This is a genomic window from Variovorax monticola (genome assembly GCF_051216855.1).
In the GTDB taxonomy this organism is placed as follows: Bacteria; Pseudomonadota; Gammaproteobacteria; order Burkholderiales; family Burkholderiaceae_C; genus Variovorax.
The window spans coordinates 261046-279517 of the sequence record NZ_JBPJZP010000002.1; the positions used below are offsets into that span (position 1 = coordinate 261046).

An 18472-nucleotide genomic window follows, 5' to 3' on the forward strand; every position below is an offset into this window, starting at 1 on the left:
AATCGAAGATCTCAGAGCCGGAAGGTCTGAAGATGCTCGATGCGCTCCGCGATCCCTTCCTGTCCGAGGTAGTGGCTGTAGGCCCCCTTCTGCATCTTGGCGAGCGTGCTTTCCAGGTCGAGCAGCATCGCGTCGCGGTCCTCGATGAAAGCGGGCGGCACGTCGATGCCCGCTTTCGCACAGGCTTCCGCGATGAGGTGCGCGCTCGCGGGCGCACCGCATGCCGCGCACTTCACGATGGCTGCCACGCTGGGCTCCGCGCCGTTGTCCAGCAACGCCTTCGTGAGCTCAGGCGAGATTTGCCCGTCGATGCTGCCCAAGGCGTCGGCCGCCACCGGGGCGCCCGCACGCACCAGCGCGGCGGCCGCGGCAAAGGCGCCGTGCCCCACCGCCACATCGGTGGCCAGCGCGCTGCCTTGCTGCGGCCCGTCGAAGCCCACGCCCGCGGCGGCCAGCGCGGCAACCAGCTCGGCATCGTCCGTCCCGATGGCGTGGTTCAAGGCCACGCGCGCGAGCGATGGATGGTGGCGCAGGGTGCCCTCGGCCAGCGGCGTGCGCCAGTCGACCACGGCGCGGCTGTAGAAGGCGACCAGCCGGTCCATCAGGTCGAGGTCGAGCCCGTGTGCCTCGTGCCGGTCGTCCAGGTATTCGAGCAGCGTCTGCCCGGAGAAATAGTCGCTCGTGGGCGCCAGCGGATCTTCGTCGAGGTGCAGCGCTGCAAGCGCGCCGTGCACGTCGGCGGCGATGGTGTTCACGCTGTCTTCGTGCAGCGCATGCGTCCAGGCCGGTGGCAGGCCCTTCTTCCAGGCGACCACCTGGCCCTGCTCGCCGCCGGGCTCCACCACCACGTAGATGCGGTCGGTGTACTCGAAGCCGCCGAAGGGAAGATGCGTGAGCTTGCCGCTCCACGGCGTGCCGTTGTCCCGCGCGGCTTCCCCGGCCAGCTCCAGCTCGTGGTCGATCCAGCCCTGAAGGTCGTGGTAGCCGTCGCTGCCGTTCCAGAACAGCTCGCTCCAGCTGATGGCTTCGAGGTTGCCGTTCATCTCGAGCGACAGGTCGTAGTCGAGCCGGCCGCCCGCCGTGGTCCTCCACAGCGTGCGCAGCGCTTCGGGGATCGGGCCCGCGCAGCGCGCCTGCACGGCGTCGATCTGCAACTCGGTCATCGGCGCCTGCGCGTCGAAGATCACGCGGTTGGCGAACAGCACGATGCCGTGTTCGCGAAGGGTGGAGAGCTCATCGGGTGTGAACCGGGTGTCGTTCATGCTGGGTCTCCGTGGTTTGCAAAACTGTAGCGCTTTGCTTCGACGGGGCAATCCGTGCCACCCCAGGTTCATGAGGGCGTTTGCGCGACCTGGCTACAGGTCCGTGCGAATCTTCCAGATCTCCGGAAACAGCACCACGTCGAGCATCTTGCGCAGGTAGCTCACGCCGCCCGTGCCGCCGGTGCCGCGCTTGAAGCCGATCACGCGCTCGACCGTCGTCACGTGGCGAAAGCGCCAGAGGCGAAAGGCGTCCTCCAGGTCGGTGAGCTTCTCGCCGAGCTGGTACAGGTCCCAGTGCGCATGCGGGTCGCGGTAGACCGCGAGCCATGCGGCCTCGACGCCCTCGCTCGATGCGTAGGGCTGCGTCCAGTCGCGCTCCAGCCGGTCGGCCGGCACCGGCACGCCGTGGCGCGCCAGCAGGCGCAGCGACTCGTCGTACAGCGAGGGTGCGCGGTAGGCCTCCTCGACCTGTGCGAGCAGGTCGGCCCGGTGCTGGTGCGGCTTGAGCATGGCGGCGTTCTTGTTGCCCAGCGAAAACTCGATGCAGCGGTACTGCGCGCTCTGGAAGCCGCTGGAGTTGGCCAGGTACGGGCGCATCGCGGTGTACTCGGGCGGCGTCATGGTCGACAGCACGGTCCATGCGCTCACCAGCTGTTCCATGATGCGGCTCACGCGCGCGAGCATCTTGAAGGCATCGGCCAGTTTTTCTTCGGCGATGCAGGTCATGGCGGCGCGCAGCTCGTGCAGCATGAGCTTCATCCACAGCTCGCTGGTCTGGTGCTGCACGATGAAGAGCAACTCGTCGTGCGCCGGCGAAAGCGGGTGCTGCGCGCGGAGGATCTCGTCCAGGTGCAGGTAGTCGCCGTAGCTCATCGACTTGCTGAAGTCGAGCTGCGCCTTTTCTTCGTGGACGATGCTTTCGGGGCTTCGCTCGGGGCTCTTGTCGGTGCTCATGTCACGGCGTTCTTGCGGTTGAATTCTTCGCGCTGCCACTCACCCGTTTCGAGCACCTGCACCAGATGTTCCACCGCGTTCCACACGTCCTCGAAGCCGATGTACAGCGGCGTGAAACCGAAGCGCAGGATGTCGGGCATCTGCGAATCGCCGGCGCGAAAGTCGCCGATGACGCCGCGCGCGATCAGCGCCTGCACGATGGCGTAGGCGCCCGAGCCGCCTTGCGGATCTTCCGGGTTCTTGCGGCTCAGGCAGACCTGCGAGCCGCGCTGTGCATGGTCGCGCGGCGTGACCAGCGACAGGCCCTGGCCTGCACAGCGCTCTTCGACCAGCCGGATGAACAGGTCGGTGAGCGCGAGCGACTTGGTGCGCAGCGCGGCCATGGCTCCGTTCTCGCCGTTCGCGCCGTTGAAGGCTTCGGCGGCCAGCACGGTGTCGAGCCCGCATTCGAGCCCGGCCAGCGCGATGATGGGTTGCGTGCCGCACAGGTAGCGGCCCACGCCCGGGGCAGGTCGGTAGTGCGGCGTGAACTCGAAGGGCGCCGCGTGGCCCCACCAGCCGGACAGCGGTTGCTCGAACTGGCCAGCGTGCTTCGTGTTCACCCAGGCGAAGGCCGGCGCGCCGGGGCCGCCGTTCAGGTATTTGTAGCCGCAGCCGATCGCGTAGTCGGCGTTGCTGTCGTTCAGCGTGACGGGCACGGCGCCCGCGCTGTGCGCCAGGTCCCACACCGTGAGCGCGCCCACGGCATGCGCGGCAGCGGTGACGGCCTTCATGTCGTGCATGGCGCCGGTGCGGTAGTTGACGTGCGTCAGCATCAGCACGGCCACGTCGTCGGTCAGCACCGTGTCCGGGCCTTGCAGTTCGCTCGCGTCGATCAGCTTCAGCGTGAAGCCGCGTTCGCGGCACAGCGACTCGGCGATGTACAGGTCGGTCGGGAAGTTGCTGCGCTCGCTCACCACCAGCTTGCGTCCGCTTTCCTTCTGCTGCGACAGCGCCGCGAAAAGCACCTTGTAGAGGTTGACCGAGGTGCTGTCGGTGCACACCACTTCGCCGGGCGCGGCGCCGATGAGGCGGGCCACCTTGTCGCCCAGGCGCTGCGGCAGGTCGAACCAGCTCGCGGTGTTCCACGAGCGGATCAGGCCCTGGCCCCATTCCTGGGTCACCACTTCGGCAATGCGCGCGGGCGCGGCCGTGGGCATCACGCCGAGCGAGTTGCCGTCGAGGTAGAGCACGTCGGCGGGGATGGTGAATTGCGCGCGCAGGGCGCGCAGCGGGTCTTGCGCGTCGAGCGCGCGGCAGTCTGCAAGGGTCGTCATGGTGGAGGGTTTCAGCGAGGGAGTTCGCGCAGCACGGCGCGCACGGGGGAGGCATCGGCGCTGACCAGCTTCAGCGGCAGCGCGATGAGTTCGTAATCGCCTTCGGGCACGTCGTCGAGCACGAGGTTCTCGAGCACGCGCAGGTCCAGGCGGCGGATGCGTTGGTGGCTTTCCAGCGTCTTGCTGTCGGCCGGGTCGATGCTGGCGGTGTCGATGCCGATGAGCTTCACGCCCATGGCCGCGAGGCGCTCGACCGTCTCTGGCGCGTAGGCCGCGAGTTGCGGGTCCCACTGGCCCACGGGCATGGTGGTGTAGGTGCGCACCAGCACGCGCGGCGGCAACCGGCTGTCGATGGCATGGGCAATGTGCTCCCACTCGATCAGCGCTCCCTTGTCGATCGCGTGGATCACGCGGCAGGGGCCTAGGAAGGGCGCGAGGTCAACGTGGCCGATGGTCTGGCCCTCGGGGTCGTAGTGCAGCGGTGCGTCGGCATGCGCGCCGACGTGGGGCGAGAGCTTGATCTCGCTGACGTTCACCGGGCAGCCCGGCGAAATGGTCGCCGCCCAGCGCTGCTGGTAGGGCGTGTCGCCGGGAAAGACCGGCGTACCTTCATGCACGGGCGGCGAAATGTCCCAGATGCGTTGCGAGTGTGGAGAGGCCATGGCGCGAAGTTAGCGCCGGCCGAGGGGTCGTGGTGTCGGTTATTTCCAACACACCAGGTGACGAGTTGAACCGGTCAGTGCAGCGAAGTCAGCGCGGGCAGGCCATGCCGGGCGCGTGCACGCTCGCAGGCGTCGCTGCCGACCTGCAGTTCATGGCAGGGGTTGGGGCGCCACTCGTAGATGCCGCAGCCCACGGCCTGGCCGATCTTGCCGGTGAGGGCGGCGCAGCGCATGGGCGTGTGGTCGGTGCCGCGCATGCGGCAAATGGCGTCGTTCACCTCGACGGCCAGGCCGCAGGGCACCTTGCCGCCGTTGTCGTCGAGCTCGTGCACGCTGAAGTCGACGCGGTAGCTGGCGCAGCAGGCGCCGCATTGCTGGCAATCGGACATGCGGCGGCTGCTTTCAGGCGCTCAGAGCCTGCCGAGCAGCAGGAACTCCATCAGCGCTTTCTGCGCATGCAGACGGTTCTCGGCCTCGTCCCACACCACCGACTGCGGCCCGTCGATGACTTCGGCCTGCACTTCCTCGCCGCGGTGGGCGGGCAGGCAGTGCATGAACAGGGCGCCTGGCTGGGCGATGCGCATCATGTCTTCGTCGACGCACCAGTCGGCAAAGGCCTTGCGGCGGGCCTCGTTCTCGGCCTCGTAGCCCATGCTGGTCCAGACGTCGGTGGTGACGAGGTCGGCGCCGCGGCAGGCTTCCATCGGGTCCTTGAAGACCTTGTAGCTGTCGCCCGAGCGGATGCCGGCAATCGACTGGTCGACCTCGTAGCCGCTGGGCGTGCTCACGTGCACGGTGAAGCCCAGGATCTCGGCCGCCTGCAGCCAGGTGTTGGCCATGTTGTTGCCGTCGCCGACCCAGGCCACGGTCTTGCCCTGTATGGAACCGCGGTGCTCGATGTACGTGAAGATGTCCGCCAGGATCTGGCACGGGTGGAACTCGTTGGTCAGGCCGTTGATGACCGGCACGCGCGAGTGCGCCGCGAAGGTGTCGATCTTGGTCTGCTCGTAGGTGCGGATCATCACGATGTCGACCATGCGGCTGATGACCTTGGCGCTGTCCTCGATGGGCTCGGCGCGGCCCAGCTGGCTGTCGCCGGTGGTCAGGTGAACCACGCTGCCGCCGAGCTGGTACATGCCCGCCTCGAAGCTCACGCGGGTACGCGTGCTGGCCTTCTCGAAGATCATGGCCAGCGTGCGGTCGGTCAGCGGCTGGTGCTTTTCGTAGGTCTTGAACTTCTTCTTGATGACCGCCATGCGGTCGAAGAGGTAGGTGTACTCGTCGGCCGTGAGGTCGGAGAACTGCAGGTAGTGCCGGATGGCGGCGGGCGTGGCTGCCTGCGTGGTCGTTGTCGTGGCGGTCGTCATTGGGCGGCAGGCTCCGACAGGAAGTTTTTGACGATGGGCGCCAGGATGGCGACGATTTCGTCGGCCTCGGCAATGCTCAGGATGAGCGGCGGCACCAGGCGGATCACCTTGTCGGCCGTCACGCTCAGCAGCAGGCCGGCGTCGCAGGCGCGGTTCAGGATCACGCCGCAGGGACGGTCGAGCTCGATGCCCAGCATCAGGCCCTGGCCGCGGATGTCGGTCACGCCGGGCAGCTCGCCGATTTCGCGTTCCAGCGCGGCCTTCAGGTGGGCGCCGACAGTGGCGGCGTTGTCGAGCAGCTTGTGCGCTTCCATGATGCGGATGGTTTCCACACCGGCGCGCATGGCCAGCGGGTTGCCGCCGAAGGTGGTGCCGTGGTTGCCGGGGCCGAAGATGTGGGCGGCCTTGGGGCCGGCCACCACGGCGCCGATGGGCACGCCCGAGCCCAGGCCCTTGGCCAGCGGCATCACGTCGGGCAGGATGCCCGCCCACTGGTGGGCGAACCACTTGCCGGTGCGGCCCATGCCGCACTGCACCTCGTCGATCATCAGGAGCCAGTCGCGCTCGTCGCACAGGGCGCGCACCTGCTTGAGGTACTCGACGCGCATCGGGTGGATGCCGCCTTCGCCCTGGATGGTCTCGAAGAACACGGCGACCACGTTGGGGTTGCCTTCGGTGGCTTTCTTCAGCGCCTCGATGTCGTTCAGCGGCACGCGGACGAAGCCCTCGACCAGCGGGCCGAAGCCGGCCTGCACCTTGGGGTTGCCGGTGGCGGACAGGGTGGCGATGCTGCGGCCGTGGAAGGCGGCTTCGTACACCACGATCTCGGGGCGCTCGATGCCCTTGTCGTGGCCGAACTTGCGGGCCAGCTTCAGGGCGGCTTCGTTGGCTTCCAGGCCGGTGGAGCAGAAGAAGACGTTGGTGAGGCCCGACAGCTCGACCAGCTTGGCGGCGAGCTGCTCCTGGCCGGGCACGTGGTAGTAGTTGGAGCTGTGGATCAGCTTGGTCAGCTGGTCGTGCAGGGCGGGCACCAGTTCGGGGTGGTTGTGGCCCAGTGTGTTCACGGCAATGCCGCCCAGGCCGTCGATGTAGGCCTTGCCCGCGGTGTCCCAGACTCGGCAGCCCTGGCCGTGCGACAGCGCGATCGGCAGGCGACCGTAGGTGTTCATGACGTGGGGCGAGGTGGGCTGGGCAGTGGCGCTCATTCGGTATCTCCAGTAAGGGAACGCGAATTCTAGGCGCGCGATTTGACGGCTTCGTTGAGGATTGCGCATCACAGCAATGCCCCATGTTCAGGATGCAAAAAGTGGCGCGGATAGAATCGCTTGCTGCACCGCAGCACCTGTTCCGGTCGCCTCAATCAACGATGATTTCCCCTACCGCCAAAGAAATCTTCATCCAGGGCATCACCAAGGATGGCCGGACCTTTCGCCCGAGCGATTGGGCCGAGCGCCTTGCCGGCGTCATGAGCTCCTTCCGTCCCGGCGGTGCCTTTCCGGGCAGCTACCTGAGCTATTCCCCGTGGTGCGTGCCGACCTCGATCAACGGCGTGAAGTGCGTGATCGTCAACCGCGACCTGCGCGACGCCGAACCCATGGCATGGGACTTCTGCGTCAACTTCGCCAAGGACAACGACCTGCAGGTGTCCGAGGTGTCGCCCGCGCCCCCCGCACCGGCCATGCCGAAGGCCGCGCAAACCGCGGTGGCTGCCGTGGTGCGCTCCGACCCTGTCGCCCCGGTCATTCCCGTCGAGCAACCCAAGACCGAACGCCCATGAAAAAACCGCCCGAAGGCGGTTTTTTACACTTTGCTGCAGCGCACCCCGATCAAACGGCGGACTGGAGAATTCCGGTCCGGGCTTGCCTGACAGATGTCAGGCGGCTGCCTTTTCAGGCGCGAGGGCGAGGGCCTTGACCTTGGCCGACAGGCGGCTCTTGTCGCGGGCTGCCTTGTTCTTGTGGAAGATGCCCTTGTCGGCGATGGTGTCGACGATGCTTTGGGCCTTCGCGAACAGTTCGCTTGCCTTGGTCTTGTCGCCAGCCAGAACAGCCTTTTCGACGTTCTTGACCGCGGTACGGTATTTGGAGCGCAGCGAGGTGTTCGCAGCGTTGAGCTTGGTGTCCTGGCGGACGCGCTTGCGGCCGGAGGCGAGGCGCGGGTTCTTTTTCTTGGGCTTGGCGGATGCCATGATTTATTCCTTAGGTGTCTGAGGATGATGCAGCAAAGCCTTCCATTATAGGCTGGGTTGGCCATTTCCCCAATTCGGCCCGTTTGGGCATCTGACGGGGCCTACACTCGGCCCCCGTGTCACTGCTCAAATCCGCCTCCACCGTCTCCCTGCTGACCCTCGCATCGCGGATCACGGGCCTCGTGCGGGACGTGTTGTTCGCCTCGATCTTCGGCGTCAGCGCGCTGACCGACGCCTTCAACGTCGCCTTTCGCATTCCCAACCTGTTTCGCCGCGTGTTCGGCGAAGGGGCCTTCAGCCAGGCCTTCGTGCCGGTGCTGGCTGCGCGCAAGACAGAAGCCGGCGAGGAGGGCGCCCGGCAGCTGATCGACCATGTCGCCACGCTGCTGACCTGGACGCTGGTGGTCGTGTGCGTGGCCGGCGTGGCCGGGGCGCCGCTGCTGGTATGGGCCATGGCCAGCGGGCTGCCGGGCTTCGACGCGGCCGTGGTCATGACGCGCTGGATGTTCCCGTACATCGGCTTCATGTCGCTGGTGGCGCTGGCGGGCGGCGTCCTGAACACCTGGCGCAAGTTCGCGGTGCCGGCGGCGTCGCCGGTGCTGCTCAACATCGCGCTGATCCTGTCGATTTCGGTCGGCGCGCCGCTGTTTCGCCGCTGGGGCATCGAGCCGATCTATGCCCAGTGCGTGGGCGTGCTGGTGGGCGGGGTGCTGCAGCTGGCCCTGCAGGTGCCGGCGCTGCGCAAGCTCGGGCTGATGCCGCGCATCGGTGCGAGCTTCAAGGCGCTGCGCACCGCGTGGACCGACCCGACCACCCGCAAGGTGCTCAAGCTGATGCTGCCGGCGCTGCTGGGCGTGAGCGTGGCGCAGATCTCCCTGCTCATCAACACGCAGATCGCCTCGCACCTCGCCGTGGGCAGCGTCACCTGGGTGACCAATGCCGACCGGCTGATGGAGTTCCCCACCGCCATGCTGGGCGTGGCGCTGGGCGTGGTGCTGATGCCGCAGCTGGCCGGCGCGCGCGCCGCCAGGGACGACGCCCGCTATTCGTCGCTGCTCGACTGGGGCCTGCGCCTGGTGGTGCTGCTGTCCGCGCCTTGCGCCGTCGCGCTGCTGCTGTTCGCCAGGCCGCTGGTCGCCGTGCTGTTCCACAACGGCGCCTACACCGGCGAGGACGTCGGGCGCACCACCCTGGCGCTGATGGGCTACGGCGTCGGGCTGGTCGGCATCGTGGCCGTGAAGGTGCTCGCACCCGGTTACTACGCCAAGCAGGACACCCGCACGCCGATGCTGATCGCCGTGGGCGTGCTGGTCCTGACCCAGGTCCTCAATATCTTCCTTGTGCCGGTGCTCCAGCATGCGGCGCTGACCCTGACGATTGCCATCGGTGCGCTGGTCAACGCGACCTGGCTGCTGGTCGGCCTGGTGCGCCGCGGCAGCTACAAGCCCGAGCCCGGCTGGGGCAGGTTCGCGCTGCAGGTGCTGGCGGGCACGCTGGTGCTGGCGGCGCTGCTGGCCTGGGGCTCGCAGCATTTCGACTGGGTCGGCCTGCGCGAGCAGCGCCTGCTGCGCATCGGCCTGCTCGCCGCGCTCATCGCCGGTGCCGCGCTGCTCTATTTCGCCGTATTGGCGGCGGTGGGCGTGCGGCTGCGCAGCTTCATCCGCCGCTGAGAGCGCCCGGGGGCGCTGGCAACATGCACCGCCCCCGCCTTGACGCTCCGGGCGGGCTCCTCTACAAAGACACATGACGTTCAGCTTTCAGCTTCCCACCGCACTGGAGTATTTCGAATCGCTGGTGCGCAGCGACGATCACTTTCCGCTGCTCGAAGCCGCCGCCAGCCTCGCGCAGGACGAGTACCCCGAGCTCGACGTGCAGCAGGTGCTCGGCGACGTCGACCAGCTGCTGGCCCGCCTCAAGCGCCGCCTGCCGCCCGACGCCGCACCGCTGGCCCGGCTGCGCGCCCTGAACCAGTTCTTCTTCAACGACCTGAACTTCGGCGGCAACGTCAACGACTACTACGACCCCGACAACAGCTACCTGAACGCCGTGCTGCGCACCCGACGCGGCATTCCAATCTCGCTGGCCGTGCTGTGGATGGAGCTGGCGCAGGGCCTGGGCCTGCAGGCGCGCGGCGTCGGCTTTCCGGGGCACTTCATGCTGAAGGTGACGCTGCCCAAGGGCCAGGTGGTGATCGACCCGTTCACCGGCAAGTCGCTCTCGCGCGAGGAACTGGGCGAGCGGCTGGAGCCCTACAAGCGCAGCAACGGCCTGGTCGGCGACTTCGACGTGCCCCTGGGCCTGTACCTGCAGCCGGCCGGCTCGCGCGAGATCATCGGGCGCATGCTGCGCAACCTGAAGGAGGTGCACCAGGCGCAGGAAGACTGGCAGCGCGTCATCGCCGTGCAGGACCGCCTCGTCGTGCTGCTGCCCAGCGCCTGGGCCGAGTACCGCGACCGCGGCATCGCCCATGCCGAGCAGGGCAACACCGCGCAGGCGGTGCGCGACCTGGAGACCTACCTGGCCAAGGCCGAGGACGCGCTGGACATCGACCTGATCGCCGAGCGCGTCGCCACATTGCGTCGAATGGCCCGCTGATGAACGCCAAGGCCGGTGTGAGCCCGGCGCCCGACCTGGGCACCCTGCATGAATTCCATGGCGTGCAGCCGGTGCTGCCGGTGTCGGACGTGTCGCGCGCCGCGCGCTGGTTTCGCGACGTGCTGGGCTTCGAGCTCGACTTCATCGCCGGAGAACCGCCCAGCTACGCCCGCGTGAAGAAGGGCGACCGCAGCTACGGCGACCCGGTCTACCTGCGGCTGTGGCAATGCGCCGCGCGCGACGCCAGGCCCTGGCGCGGCGAGATCGTGATCCACGTGGGCAAGGACATCGACGGCCTGCACGCGGCCTATGTGAAGCGCGGCGTGACGGTCGTCGAGCCGCCGGTGTCCCAGCCCTGGGGCCTGCGCGAGTTCGCGATCCGCGAGCCCGACGGGCATGTGCTGCGCTTCTGCAGCGACCTCTCCTGAAGAGCCTGATGCCCTTCAGCAGGCCGCGCCGCGGGCGCTGAGCGCCTGGTTCGCCCCGGAAGGCGAACCCGGCAGCCCGAACTGGTGCCACGCGCGGCGCAACTGCGTGTCCGACCCGAAGCCCGACTGCTCCGCCGCCCGCGTCACGCTCGCGCCCGAGGCCAGCGCCAGCTGCGCGGTGGCGAGCCGCAGCCGTCGCAGATAGGCCAGCGGCGCCACGCCCGCATGCTCGACGAAAAGGCGCGTGAGGTGCCGCGCCGAGGTGTGCGCCACGTCCGCCATGCGCGGCACGCTCCAGTCGGCCTGCGGCTGCTCGCTGACCGCGTCCTGCACGCGGTGCAGCGCGGCATGCAGGTGGTTGCGGTAGGCGAGAAAGGGCGACAGCTCCGGGTCGTCGGGGCCGCGGCGCAGCGCCACCACCATGGTCTGCGCGACCTGCGCCGCGAGCGCCTCGCCGCAGAGCTCGGCGATGCGGTGCAGCACCAGGTCGATGCCGGTCGTCACGCCCGCGCTGCTGTACAGCGGTGGGTCGATCACGAACACGCGGTTGCTGACCACGTCGCAGCGCGGCTCCACCGCGCGCAGCTCAGCCAGGTGGTGATGGTGCGTGGTGGCGCGCCGGCCCGCGAGCGCACCGGCGTGCGCGGCGAGCAGCGCACCGGCGCAGATGGTCACCAGCTCGAGCCGCCCGCGCTCGAAGCGCAGGCCGCGCAGCCAGTGCAGCAGGTCTTGCGCCTCGGGGGTGTCGATGGCGATGGTGTCGCCGGGCAGGCCGACCAGCACCACCCAGCCCGGGCCGTCCCACTGCGTGGGCAACGGCGACAGCCCGGCCAGCGCCACGCCGACCGAGCCGATGGACGTGGGCCGCGGGCTGGCGAACTCGATCGCGAAGCGCTCGGGCTGGCCCATGGCGCGCAGCCGCTGGTTGGCGATGCGCAGCGCCTCGGCCGGGCCGGCCCAGTCGAGCACCAGGCTGCCGGGCAGCAGCGCGAAGACTACGCGGACGGGGGGGTGACGGGGTTGCGGTTCCATGCGCAGTCCATCTGGCGCGCGGTGCGCTCGGCCAGCGCGCGCCCGGCCAGCCGTTCCACGAGGTGCAGGCTCATGTCGATGCCGGCGCTGATGCCGGCCGAACTCACGATGCGGCCGTTGTCGACCCAGCGCACGCCCTCGCGCACGTCGAGCGCCGGGAACTGCCCGCGCAGGTCGGCAATGTCTTCCCAGTGCGTGGTGACGGCGTGGTCGGTCACCACGCCGCTGGCGGCCAGCAGGAAGGCGCCGGTGCAGACCGAGGCCACGACCTGCGCTCCGGCCGCCTGGTCGGCGATCCAGCGCAGGGTGCCGGGGCTGGCCAGGGGCGCATCGACCACGCCGCCGGGAACGACGAGCACGTCGGCCTGCGGGCTGTTCGCCAGCGTGTGGCTGGCCAGCAGCTGCAGTCCGGCGCGGGCCTGCACGGGCTGGCCGGCGGCGGCTTGCGCGACCGAGGCCACGTCGAAAGGCGCCGCGCTGCCGGGCTGCATGCGCTGGGCGACGCGGCTCGCGGTGGTGAACACCTCGAAGGGGCCGGCGAAGTCGAGTGCCTCGACGCCATCGAAGGCCAGTATGAGCACGCGCAACGCCGTCATGCCGCGGCCCGTTCCAGCGCCTGCGCCACGCTGCACAGGGTGGCGAAGCGGCCCTGCAGCACGGTGGCGGTGCGGGCCTTGATGTCGGCGGCCGGCAGCGGGCGGCCGTCGGGCTGCACCATGTCGAAGGTCAGCGTGGCGTCGGTCACGTAGTCGACCTCCCAGCCCAGGTCGGAGGCATGGCGCGCGGTGGTTTCGCAGCACTGCTCGGTGCGGATGCCGCTCACGATCAGCCGGCCGATGCCGTTCTGCGTGAGCCAGACGTCCAGCCCGGTATTGACCAGCGCGCTATGGCGGCGCTTGGTGAAGGTGGTCGCGGCCTCGAAAGGCGCCAGGCCTTCGAGGGGGCGCACATGGCCCGACTCGACGGCGAACGGGTTGCTGGCGTCGGCCGGCCCGTCGGAGTGGAAGATCCGCACGATCGGCACGCCGGCGGCGGTGCAGCCGGCAATCAGCGCATTCTGTTCGGCGAGGTAGGGGGTGGCCAGGCGCGTGTCCCAGTAGGGGCGCTGGCGGAACGACTCCTGCACGTCGATCACAATCAGACAGGCTTTCATGGCGGGTCTCGCTGAGGCAGAGTGAATGATGCCGCCTATTCTTCTGCGTTACCAGCCCATGGTCCGTTCGGGGACGGACCGGAACCGATCAGATCCGGACATTACCGCCCGAAACCCGGTCAGACCAGCGCCGCCGCCTGCAGTTCTTTCTTCAGGTACGCGTAGTACAGCGGCGCCGCCACCAGCCCCGCCGGCCCGAAGACCGCCTCGGCCACGAACATCACGGCCAGCAGCTCCCACACGCTCATCTGCGTGCGCGCGCCCACCACCTTGGCGTTGATGACGTACTCGGCCTTGTGGATCACGATCAGGAAGATCAGGCAGGCCAGCGCCGTGACCGGTGACACCGACAGCCCCACCAGCGTGATCACCGAGTTGCACACCAGGTTGCCGACGATGGGCACCAGCCCGGCCAGGAAGGTCAGGGTGATGAGCGCCGGGGTGTACGGCAGGTGCGCGCCCCACATCGGCATGATGAACAGCAGGAAGATGGCGGTCAGCAGCGTGTTGAAGGCCGCGATCCAGAACTGGGCCGCCACGATCTGGCCGAAGGCCTCGCCGAAGGTCTGCACGCGCTGGTGCAACTGCTCGGCCAGCGGCCGGCGGTGCGGCGCCGCATGCGACACCGCCGCCAGCGCCCCGACGATCAGCCCCACGTAGGAAAAGAGCAGCCCGTGCAGCCAGGCCCGCCCCGCCATGGCCAGCGAGCCGGCCTGCGCGCGCAGGTAATTGGCGATCACGCGCTGGATTTCGGCCGCGCCCTCGGGCAGGTAGGCTGCAATTTCGACCGGCAGCTTGGAGCGCAGCTCGAGCACGGTGCGCGCCGTGTAGTCGAGCAGCTCCCGGTACTGGTCGGGTGCGTCGACGATGTACTCGCGCGCCTGCGACAGCAGCAGCGTGACCAGGGCGATCGGACCCAGCAGGACCAGGATGACGGCCAGCACATGGGCCCAGCCCTGGACGCGGTCGGGACGTTTCCCGAGCGCCGGCACGCGCAGCAGGCCGCCGGTCAGCACACGCGCGAACCAGCGCGTGGCCAGGAAGCCGATGCACACGCACAGCAACCCCGGCAGCAGGTGCTCCCACATCACCAGCAGCAGGGCCGCCAGCATCAGCAGGTAGCTGGCGACCATCACGCCGCGCGAGGCGGTAGGGCGTTGGACGGGGCCTGTGGAGCTCGTCGGGATCGCGGCGGAGGTGATGGGTTGCGGCTTCTTGGCCATCCGGGGGTGTCGGTTGCTCTGCTCAGGACGTGGGGACGGAGCAGCCGGCGCTCAGCCGACGATCACCGCGGCGCCTTCGCCGCGCGCGGCGATCACGCCGATTTCATACACCGATTCGCCGGCCGCGCGCAGCGTGGCGGCGCAGGCGGCGGCTTCGGCCGCGTCGAGCACCACCACCATGCCGATGCCGTTGTTGAAGGTGCGGTTCATCTCGATGTCGTCGATGCCGGCCACCTTCTGCAGCCAGGCGAACAGTTCGGTCTGCGGCCAGCTGCCCTTGGTCAGGTGGGCGGCAGTGCCCTCGGGCAGCACGCGGGGAATGTTCTCGAGCAGGCCGCCGCCGGTGATGTGGGCCAGTGCCTTGATCGGATGCCTGGCCAGCGCCTCGAGCACGGGCTTCACATACAGGCGGGTGGGCGCCATCACGGCTTCGCGGAAGGGCTTGCCGTCGAGCGTGGCGGGCAGGTCGGCGCCGGCGCGTTCGATCACCTTGCGCACCAGGCTGAAGCCGTTGGAATGCACGCCGGCCGAGGCCAGGCCCAGCACCACGTCGCCGGGCTTGACGTTCTGGCCCGTGAGAATCTTCGATTTTTCGACCGCGCCGACTGCGAAGCCCGCCAGGTCGTATTCACCGGCAGGGTACATGCCGGGCATTTCGGCGGTTTCGCCGCCGATCAGGGCGCAGCCCGAGAGCTCGCAGCCGCGGGCGATGCCGCCGATCACGGCGGCCGCCGTGTCGATGTCCAGCTTGCCGCAGGCGAAATAGTCCAGGAAGAACAGGGGCTCGGCACCCTGCACCAGCACGTCGTTGACACTCATGGCCACCAGGTCGATGCCGACGGTGTCGTGCATGTTCCATTCGAAGGCCAGCTTGAGCTTGGTGCCCACGCCGTCGGTGCCGCTCACCAGCACCGGCTCCTTGTAGCGCTTGGGCACCTCGAACAGGGCGCCGAAGCCGCCGATGCCGGCCAGCACCCCTTCGCGCAGGGTCTTCTTCGCCAGCGGCTTGATGCGGTCGATCAGGGCGTCGCCTGCGTCGATGTCGACACCGGCATCCTTGTAGCTGAGCGGGGTGGGCGTAGGGGAGGTCATGGTGAGTCGGGGTCGGAAAGAACGCGAAAGGACGCGAAAGTGTGCGAAGAGGAGGAACTAAAGGGGGCGCCGGTAACCATGTTGGCCGGACCGATAGAATTCCTCACGATTTTAAGGGCCCTCGCGGCCCCCTCCATGAACCTTCCCGGGATGAAACAGCTCGCGCTCGATATCGGCATTGCGACGGGCCCCAGCTTCGACGCCTTTTTTGCCGGCCCCAACGAGGCGGCGCTGCGCCACCTGCAAGTGTGGGTGGGCGGCGCCGGCAGCCCCGCGCTGCACTCGCCGGTGCCGACCTACCTGTGGGGCGAAAGCGGCAGTGGCAAGACCCATCTGCTCGAATCGGTGCGTGTCGCACTGAGGGAGCAGGGCGCCAGCGTGGGCTGGCTGCACGCCGGCCTGCTGGAGCCGCCCGAGTTCGACGAGCGCTGGGGTGCCGTGCTGCTCGACGACGTGCACCTCTACACCGCGGTGCAACAGCACGCGGCCTTCAACTGGTTCGTCAACGCCCAGACCCTGCAGCGCGGCGTGGTGGCCGCAGGCGCCTTGCCGCCGGCCGACCTGGCGCTGCGTGAAGACTTGCGCACCCGCCTGGGGTGGGGCCATGTGTTCCACCTGCAGGTGCTCAGCGAAAGCGAACGCCGCGCGGTGCTGCGCCAGGCCGCCGATGCGCGCGGCGTGATGCTGTCCGACGACGTGCTCGACTACATGCTGCACCGCTTCAGCCGCGACCTGGGCAACCTGATGGAGCTGCTCACGCAGCTCGACGGCTATGCCCTGCAGACCCAACGCGCGATCACCATTCCGCTGATCCGCTCCATGCTTGAGAACGAATAAGAGCTTCCAACCAAACAATGATCAAGAAATTCATCGACAAGCTGCTCGGCAAATCCGCCGGCGGCACACAGGGCAAGAGCCGCTTCGGCAAGCGCCAGGAGGTGCCTGCGGAGGTTCACGGGATCGATCCGGCCCTGGTCGACGAACGCGCGAAGAACGTGGTCACCACGTTGCAGCAGGCGGGGTACGAGGCCTATGTGGTGGGCGGGGCGGTGCGCGACCTGCTGCTGGGGCTGCGCCCCAAGGACTTCGACGTGGCCACCAACGCCACGCCCGAGCAGGTCAAGTCGCTGTTCCGCCGTGCCTTCATCATCGGACGGCGCTTTCGCATCGTGCACGTGGTGTACGGCCGCGGGCGCGAGCATGAGGTGATCGAGGTCTCGACCTTCCGCGCCTACATGGACAACACGGCCGCCGAGCAGGTGGCGGGCAACGAGCGCACCAGCAAGGGCGAACTCGCAAGCATGAAGCACGCCGTGGACGCCAGCGGCCGCGTGCTGCGCGACAACGTCTGGGGACCGCAGGACGAAGACGCGGCGCGCCGCGACTTCACCGTGAACGCCATGTACTACGACCCGGCCAACCAGGTGGTGGTCGACTATCACAACGGCATCAAGGACGCGCAGAAGCTCACGCTGCGCATGATCGGCGACCCGGCCACGCGCTACCGCGAAGACCCGGTGCGCATCATTCGCGCCATCCGCTTCTCGGCCAAGCTCGCCGCGCTGGGCTTCAAGATGGAAGCCAAGACGGCGGCGCCGCTGATCGAATCGAGCAAGCTGCTGGCCGACGTGCCGCAGAGTCGCCTGTTCGACGAAATGCTCAAGCTGTTGCAGACCGGCCATGCCATCGCGACCATCGAGCAGCTCAACAAGCTCGGGCTGGCGCGCGGCATCTATCCGCTGCTCGACGTGGTGGTCGAGCGTGCCGACCAGCCCTTCGTGAAGGCTGCCCTGCAGGACACCGACCGCCGCGTGGGCGAAGGCAAGCCCGTGGCGCCCAGCTTCCTGCTGGCCTGCGTGCTGTGGGCCGACGTGCGCGACGGCTGGGCCCAGCGCCAGGAAGGCCGCCACGGCCAGCGAGCGCAGCCGCCGTTCCCGGCGCTGCAGGACGCCATCGACGACGTGTTCAATTCGCGCATCGGCGACGTGTCGGGCCGCGGCAAGCTGGCCGCCGACATGCGCGAGATCTGGATGATGCAGCCGCGCTTCGACAAGCGCACCGGCTCCACGCCCCACAGCCTGGTCGAGCAGGCGCGCTTTCGCGCGGCCTTCGACTTCATGCGCCTGCGTGCCGACGTGGGCGAGGTGAGCGAGGCCATTGCCGAGTGGTGGCAGGAATTCAGCACCGCCGACGACGTGCGCCGCCAGGACCTGCTGGAGCAGGTGCGCGAAGACCAGAAGGTGCGCCAGCGCGTGCGGGTGCGCGACAACCCGCCGCCCAAGCCGCGCAACGAACCGGTCGCGCGGCCGGGCGAGGCACACGGCGCTGATGCGGACCTGGAGGAAGAGGGCGAAGGCGAAGGCGGCGCCGTGCCGCCCGATGGCGAGGCTGCCGCACCGCGCAAGCGCCGGCGCCGCCGCAAGCCGCGGCCTGCAGGTGACGGCGGTGGCGAGGGCGGCGGCAACGCCGCTGGCGAATGAGCGCGCCCGACCGTCCTGACGGCGGCAAGAAAAGCCCCTCGGCCAAGGCCATTGCGAAGGTGAGCAAGCCCGCGAAGCCCGCCAATGCAGGCAAGCCCGCACCGTCGCGCGCCGCAGGCAAGCCCCCCGCGGCCAGCGCCCGAAGCGGCCCGCCCGCGCGCCGCTCACCTGCCCGCGCCCCCACGAGCCGCCCGCGCGGTCCGCGCGGTCCGCGCGAGGACTACCCGACCGTGCAGGCCTTTGTCGCCATCGGCGCCAACCTGGGCGATGCCGAGGCGGCCGTGAAGGCGGCCATGGCCGCGATCGGCGCGCTGCAGCGCACCCAGGTGACGGCCCGTTCGTCGCTCTACCGCAGCGAACCGGTGGAGGCCGAAGGCCCCGATTTCGTCAACGCCGTGGTGGCCGTGCGCACCGGCCTGGATGCCGAGCAGTTCCTCGTGGCGTTGCAGCGCCTGGAAACGCAGGCCGGCCGCGAACGGCCGTTCCCCAATGCACCGCGCACGCTCGACCTCGACCTGCTGATGCACGGCAATTCGGTGATGGACACGCCCACGCTCACCCTGCCGCACCCCCGCATGCGCGAGCGCGCCTTCGTGCTGAAGCCGCTGGCTGAAATCGCCCCCGACAAGGTACCGCGCGCGGCACTTGCACGCGTCACGGGCCAGGTGGTCAAGCGCATCGTCTGACGCAGCCGTAGCCGCAGCCGCAGCCGTAGCCGTA

20 protein-coding genes are annotated in these 18472 nt (G+C 68.8%); 7 read left to right on the top strand and 13 right to left on the bottom strand.

Translation table 11 applies throughout. The features are described 5' to 3' along the window. Positions 1–11: 11 nt before the first annotated feature. The 7 genes from ACSFA5_RS06510 to ACSFA5_RS06540 all read right to left on the bottom strand — a co-directional run bounded on the left by ACSFA5_RS06510 (position 12) and on the right by ACSFA5_RS06540 (position 6766). Positions 12–1262, bottom strand: a complete 1251-nt coding sequence (locus ACSFA5_RS06510; RefSeq protein WP_435443217.1) for an SMI1/KNR4 family protein — start codon at positions 1260–1262, stop codon at positions 12–14. Positions 1263–1355: 93 nt separating this feature from the next. After that, positions 1356–2216 (bottom strand): tryptophan 2,3-dioxygenase, encoded by an 861-nt coding sequence (gene kynA, locus ACSFA5_RS06515; RefSeq protein ID WP_435443218.1) that lies wholly within the window; start codon positions 2214–2216, stop codon positions 1356–1358. Further along, a complete protein-coding gene (kynU, locus tag ACSFA5_RS06520) occupies positions 2213–3532 on the bottom strand; it encodes a kynureninase (protein WP_435443219.1) in 1320 nt (439 codons plus the stop codon). The genes kynA and kynU overlap by 4 nt, the downstream gene beginning before the upstream one ends. A gap of 11 nt (positions 3533–3543) precedes the next feature. Beyond that, positions 3544–4194 (bottom strand): arylformamidase, encoded by a 651-nt coding sequence (kynB, locus tag ACSFA5_RS06525; RefSeq protein ID WP_435443220.1) that lies wholly within the window; start codon positions 4192–4194, stop codon positions 3544–3546. A gap of 74 nt (positions 4195–4268) precedes the next feature. Continuing rightward, positions 4269–4583, bottom strand: coding sequence for a YkgJ family cysteine cluster protein (locus ACSFA5_RS06530; RefSeq protein WP_435443221.1), 315 nt, complete (start codon positions 4581–4583; stop codon positions 4269–4271). Between the two features lie 21 nt (positions 4584–4604). Next, positions 4605–5561 (bottom strand): ornithine carbamoyltransferase, encoded by a 957-nt coding sequence (gene argF, locus ACSFA5_RS06535; protein WP_435443222.1) that lies wholly within the window; start codon positions 5559–5561, stop codon positions 4605–4607. Further along, positions 5558–6766 (bottom strand): aspartate aminotransferase family protein, encoded by a 1209-nt coding sequence (locus ACSFA5_RS06540; protein ID WP_435443223.1) that lies wholly within the window; start codon positions 6764–6766, stop codon positions 5558–5560. The genes argF and ACSFA5_RS06540 overlap by 4 nt, the downstream gene beginning before the upstream one ends. Before the next feature lie 161 nt (positions 6767–6927). On the opposite strand from ACSFA5_RS06540, the gene ACSFA5_RS06545 reads away from it, so the two are divergent. Next, positions 6928–7338 carry a DUF3579 domain-containing protein gene (locus tag ACSFA5_RS06545; protein WP_435443224.1) on the top strand — a complete coding sequence of 137 codons (411 nt, stop codon included), beginning with the start codon at positions 6928–6930 and terminating at the stop codon, positions 7336–7338. Between the two features lie 96 nt (positions 7339–7434). On the opposite strand, the gene rpsT is transcribed toward ACSFA5_RS06545, so the two are convergent. Further along, positions 7435–7749 (bottom strand): 30S ribosomal protein S20, encoded by a 315-nt coding sequence (rpsT, locus tag ACSFA5_RS06550; RefSeq protein ID WP_435443225.1) that lies wholly within the window; start codon positions 7747–7749, stop codon positions 7435–7437. Between the two features lie 116 nt (positions 7750–7865). Here rpsT and murJ point away from each other — a divergent pair, with 116 nt between their 5' ends. The 3 genes from murJ (at position 7866) to ACSFA5_RS06565 (ending at position 10772) form a co-directional block, all read left to right on the top strand. After that, entirely contained in the window at positions 7866–9419 is a 1554-nt protein-coding gene (murJ, locus tag ACSFA5_RS06555) for a murein biosynthesis integral membrane protein MurJ (protein WP_435443226.1), read from the top strand. Between the two features lie 73 nt (positions 9420–9492). Further along, complete coding sequence (locus ACSFA5_RS06560) at positions 9493–10344, top strand: SirB1 family protein (RefSeq protein WP_435443227.1); 852 nt, start codon at positions 9493–9495, stop codon at positions 10342–10344. Continuing rightward, on the top strand, positions 10344–10772 hold the full coding sequence (locus ACSFA5_RS06565; protein WP_435443228.1) for a bleomycin resistance protein: 429 nt from the start codon (positions 10344–10346) through the stop codon (positions 10770–10772). The genes ACSFA5_RS06560 and ACSFA5_RS06565 overlap by 1 nt, the downstream gene beginning before the upstream one ends. A 15-nt stretch (positions 10773–10787) precedes the next feature. On the opposite strand, the gene ACSFA5_RS06570 is transcribed toward ACSFA5_RS06565, so the two are convergent. From ACSFA5_RS06570 to purM, 5 genes are all read right to left on the bottom strand, one after another. Then, on the bottom strand, positions 10788–11804 hold the full coding sequence (locus ACSFA5_RS06570; protein WP_435443229.1) for a GlxA family transcriptional regulator: 1017 nt from the start codon (positions 11802–11804) through the stop codon (positions 10788–10790). Continuing rightward, a complete protein-coding gene (locus tag ACSFA5_RS06575; protein WP_435443230.1) occupies positions 11768–12400 on the bottom strand; it encodes a DJ-1/PfpI family protein in 633 nt (210 codons plus the stop codon). The genes ACSFA5_RS06570 and ACSFA5_RS06575 overlap by 37 nt, the downstream gene beginning before the upstream one ends. Further along, on the bottom strand, positions 12397–12957 hold the full coding sequence (locus tag ACSFA5_RS06580; protein ID WP_435443231.1) for an isochorismatase family protein: 561 nt from the start codon (positions 12955–12957) through the stop codon (positions 12397–12399). Before ACSFA5_RS06580 ends, ACSFA5_RS06575 begins: the two co-directional genes overlap by 4 nt. Positions 12958–13076: 119 nt before the next feature. Further along, complete coding sequence (locus tag ACSFA5_RS06585; protein WP_435443232.1) at positions 13077–14180, bottom strand: AI-2E family transporter; 1104 nt, start codon at positions 14178–14180, stop codon at positions 13077–13079. 51 nt (positions 14181–14231) lie between these two features. Then, positions 14232–15272: a phosphoribosylformylglycinamidine cyclo-ligase gene (gene purM, locus ACSFA5_RS06590; RefSeq protein ID WP_435443233.1), complete on the bottom strand. Its 1041-nt coding sequence runs from the start codon at positions 15270–15272 to the stop codon at positions 14232–14234. Between the two features lie 150 nt (positions 15273–15422). On the opposite strand from purM, the gene hda reads away from it, so the two are divergent. From hda to folK, 3 genes are read left to right on the top strand one after another with little or no spacing between them, the layout of a single operon-like run. Beyond that, entirely contained in the window at positions 15423–16109 is a 687-nt protein-coding gene (gene hda / locus ACSFA5_RS06595; protein ID WP_435443234.1) for a DnaA regulatory inactivator Hda, read from the top strand. A 17-nt stretch (positions 16110–16126) separates the two neighbouring features. After that, positions 16127–17752 carry a polynucleotide adenylyltransferase PcnB gene (pcnB, locus tag ACSFA5_RS06600; protein ID WP_435443235.1) on the top strand — a complete coding sequence of 542 codons (1626 nt, stop codon included), beginning with the start codon at positions 16127–16129 and terminating at the stop codon, positions 17750–17752. Further along, a complete protein-coding gene (gene folK / locus ACSFA5_RS06605; protein ID WP_435443236.1) occupies positions 17749–18438 on the top strand; it encodes a 2-amino-4-hydroxy-6-hydroxymethyldihydropteridine diphosphokinase in 690 nt (229 codons plus the stop codon). The genes pcnB and folK overlap by 4 nt, the downstream gene beginning before the upstream one ends. Positions 18439–18472: the final 34 nt, after the last annotated feature.

Excerpts from the sequence above, each read along its gene's own strand:
- ACSFA5_RS06575 (WP_435443230.1), bottom strand. The coding sequence starts at position 12,400 with ATGACGGCGTTGCGCGTGCTCATACTGGCCTTCGATGGCGTCGAGGCA.
- argF (WP_435443222.1), bottom strand. The coding sequence starts at position 5,561 with ATGACGACCGCCACGACAACGACCACGCAGGCAGCCACGCCCGCCGCC.
- hda (WP_435443234.1), top strand. The coding sequence starts at position 15,423 with ATGAAACAGCTCGCGCTCGATATCGGCATTGCGACGGGCCCCAGCTTC.
- ACSFA5_RS06510 (WP_435443217.1), bottom strand. The coding sequence starts at position 1,262 with ATGAACGACACCCGGTTCACACCCGATGAGCTCTCCACCCTTCGCGAA.
- ACSFA5_RS06580 (WP_435443231.1), bottom strand. The coding sequence starts at position 12,957 with ATGAAAGCCTGTCTGATTGTGATCGACGTGCAGGAGTCGTTCCGCCAG.
- ACSFA5_RS06540 (WP_435443223.1), bottom strand. The coding sequence starts at position 6,766 with ATGAGCGCCACTGCCCAGCCCACCTCGCCCCACGTCATGAACACCTAC.
- ACSFA5_RS06570 (WP_435443229.1), bottom strand. The coding sequence starts at position 11,804 with ATGGAACCGCAACCCCGTCACCCCCCCGTCCGCGTAGTCTTCGCGCTG.
- pcnB (WP_435443235.1), top strand. The coding sequence starts at position 16,127 with ATGATCAAGAAATTCATCGACAAGCTGCTCGGCAAATCCGCCGGCGGC.
- purM (WP_435443233.1), bottom strand. The coding sequence starts at position 15,272 with ATGACCTCCCCTACGCCCACCCCGCTCAGCTACAAGGATGCCGGTGTC.
- kynA (WP_435443218.1), bottom strand. The coding sequence starts at position 2,216 with ATGAGCACCGACAAGAGCCCCGAGCGAAGCCCCGAAAGCATCGTCCAC.
- ACSFA5_RS06565 (WP_435443228.1), top strand. The coding sequence starts at position 10,344 with ATGAACGCCAAGGCCGGTGTGAGCCCGGCGCCCGACCTGGGCACCCTG.
- ACSFA5_RS06545 (WP_435443224.1), top strand. The coding sequence starts at position 6,928 with ATGATTTCCCCTACCGCCAAAGAAATCTTCATCCAGGGCATCACCAAG.
- ACSFA5_RS06530 (WP_435443221.1), bottom strand. The coding sequence starts at position 4,583 with ATGTCCGATTGCCAGCAATGCGGCGCCTGCTGCGCCAGCTACCGCGTC.
- kynU (WP_435443219.1), bottom strand. The coding sequence starts at position 3,532 with ATGACGACCCTTGCAGACTGCCGCGCGCTCGACGCGCAAGACCCGCTG.
- kynB (WP_435443220.1), bottom strand. The coding sequence starts at position 4,194 with ATGGCCTCTCCACACTCGCAACGCATCTGGGACATTTCGCCGCCCGTG.
- ACSFA5_RS06560 (WP_435443227.1), top strand. The coding sequence starts at position 9,493 with ATGACGTTCAGCTTTCAGCTTCCCACCGCACTGGAGTATTTCGAATCG.
- ACSFA5_RS06585 (WP_435443232.1), bottom strand. The coding sequence starts at position 14,180 with ATGGCCAAGAAGCCGCAACCCATCACCTCCGCCGCGATCCCGACGAGC.
- rpsT (WP_435443225.1), bottom strand. The coding sequence starts at position 7,749 with ATGGCATCCGCCAAGCCCAAGAAAAAGAACCCGCGCCTCGCCTCCGGC.
- folK (WP_435443236.1), top strand. The coding sequence starts at position 17,749 with ATGAGCGCGCCCGACCGTCCTGACGGCGGCAAGAAAAGCCCCTCGGCC.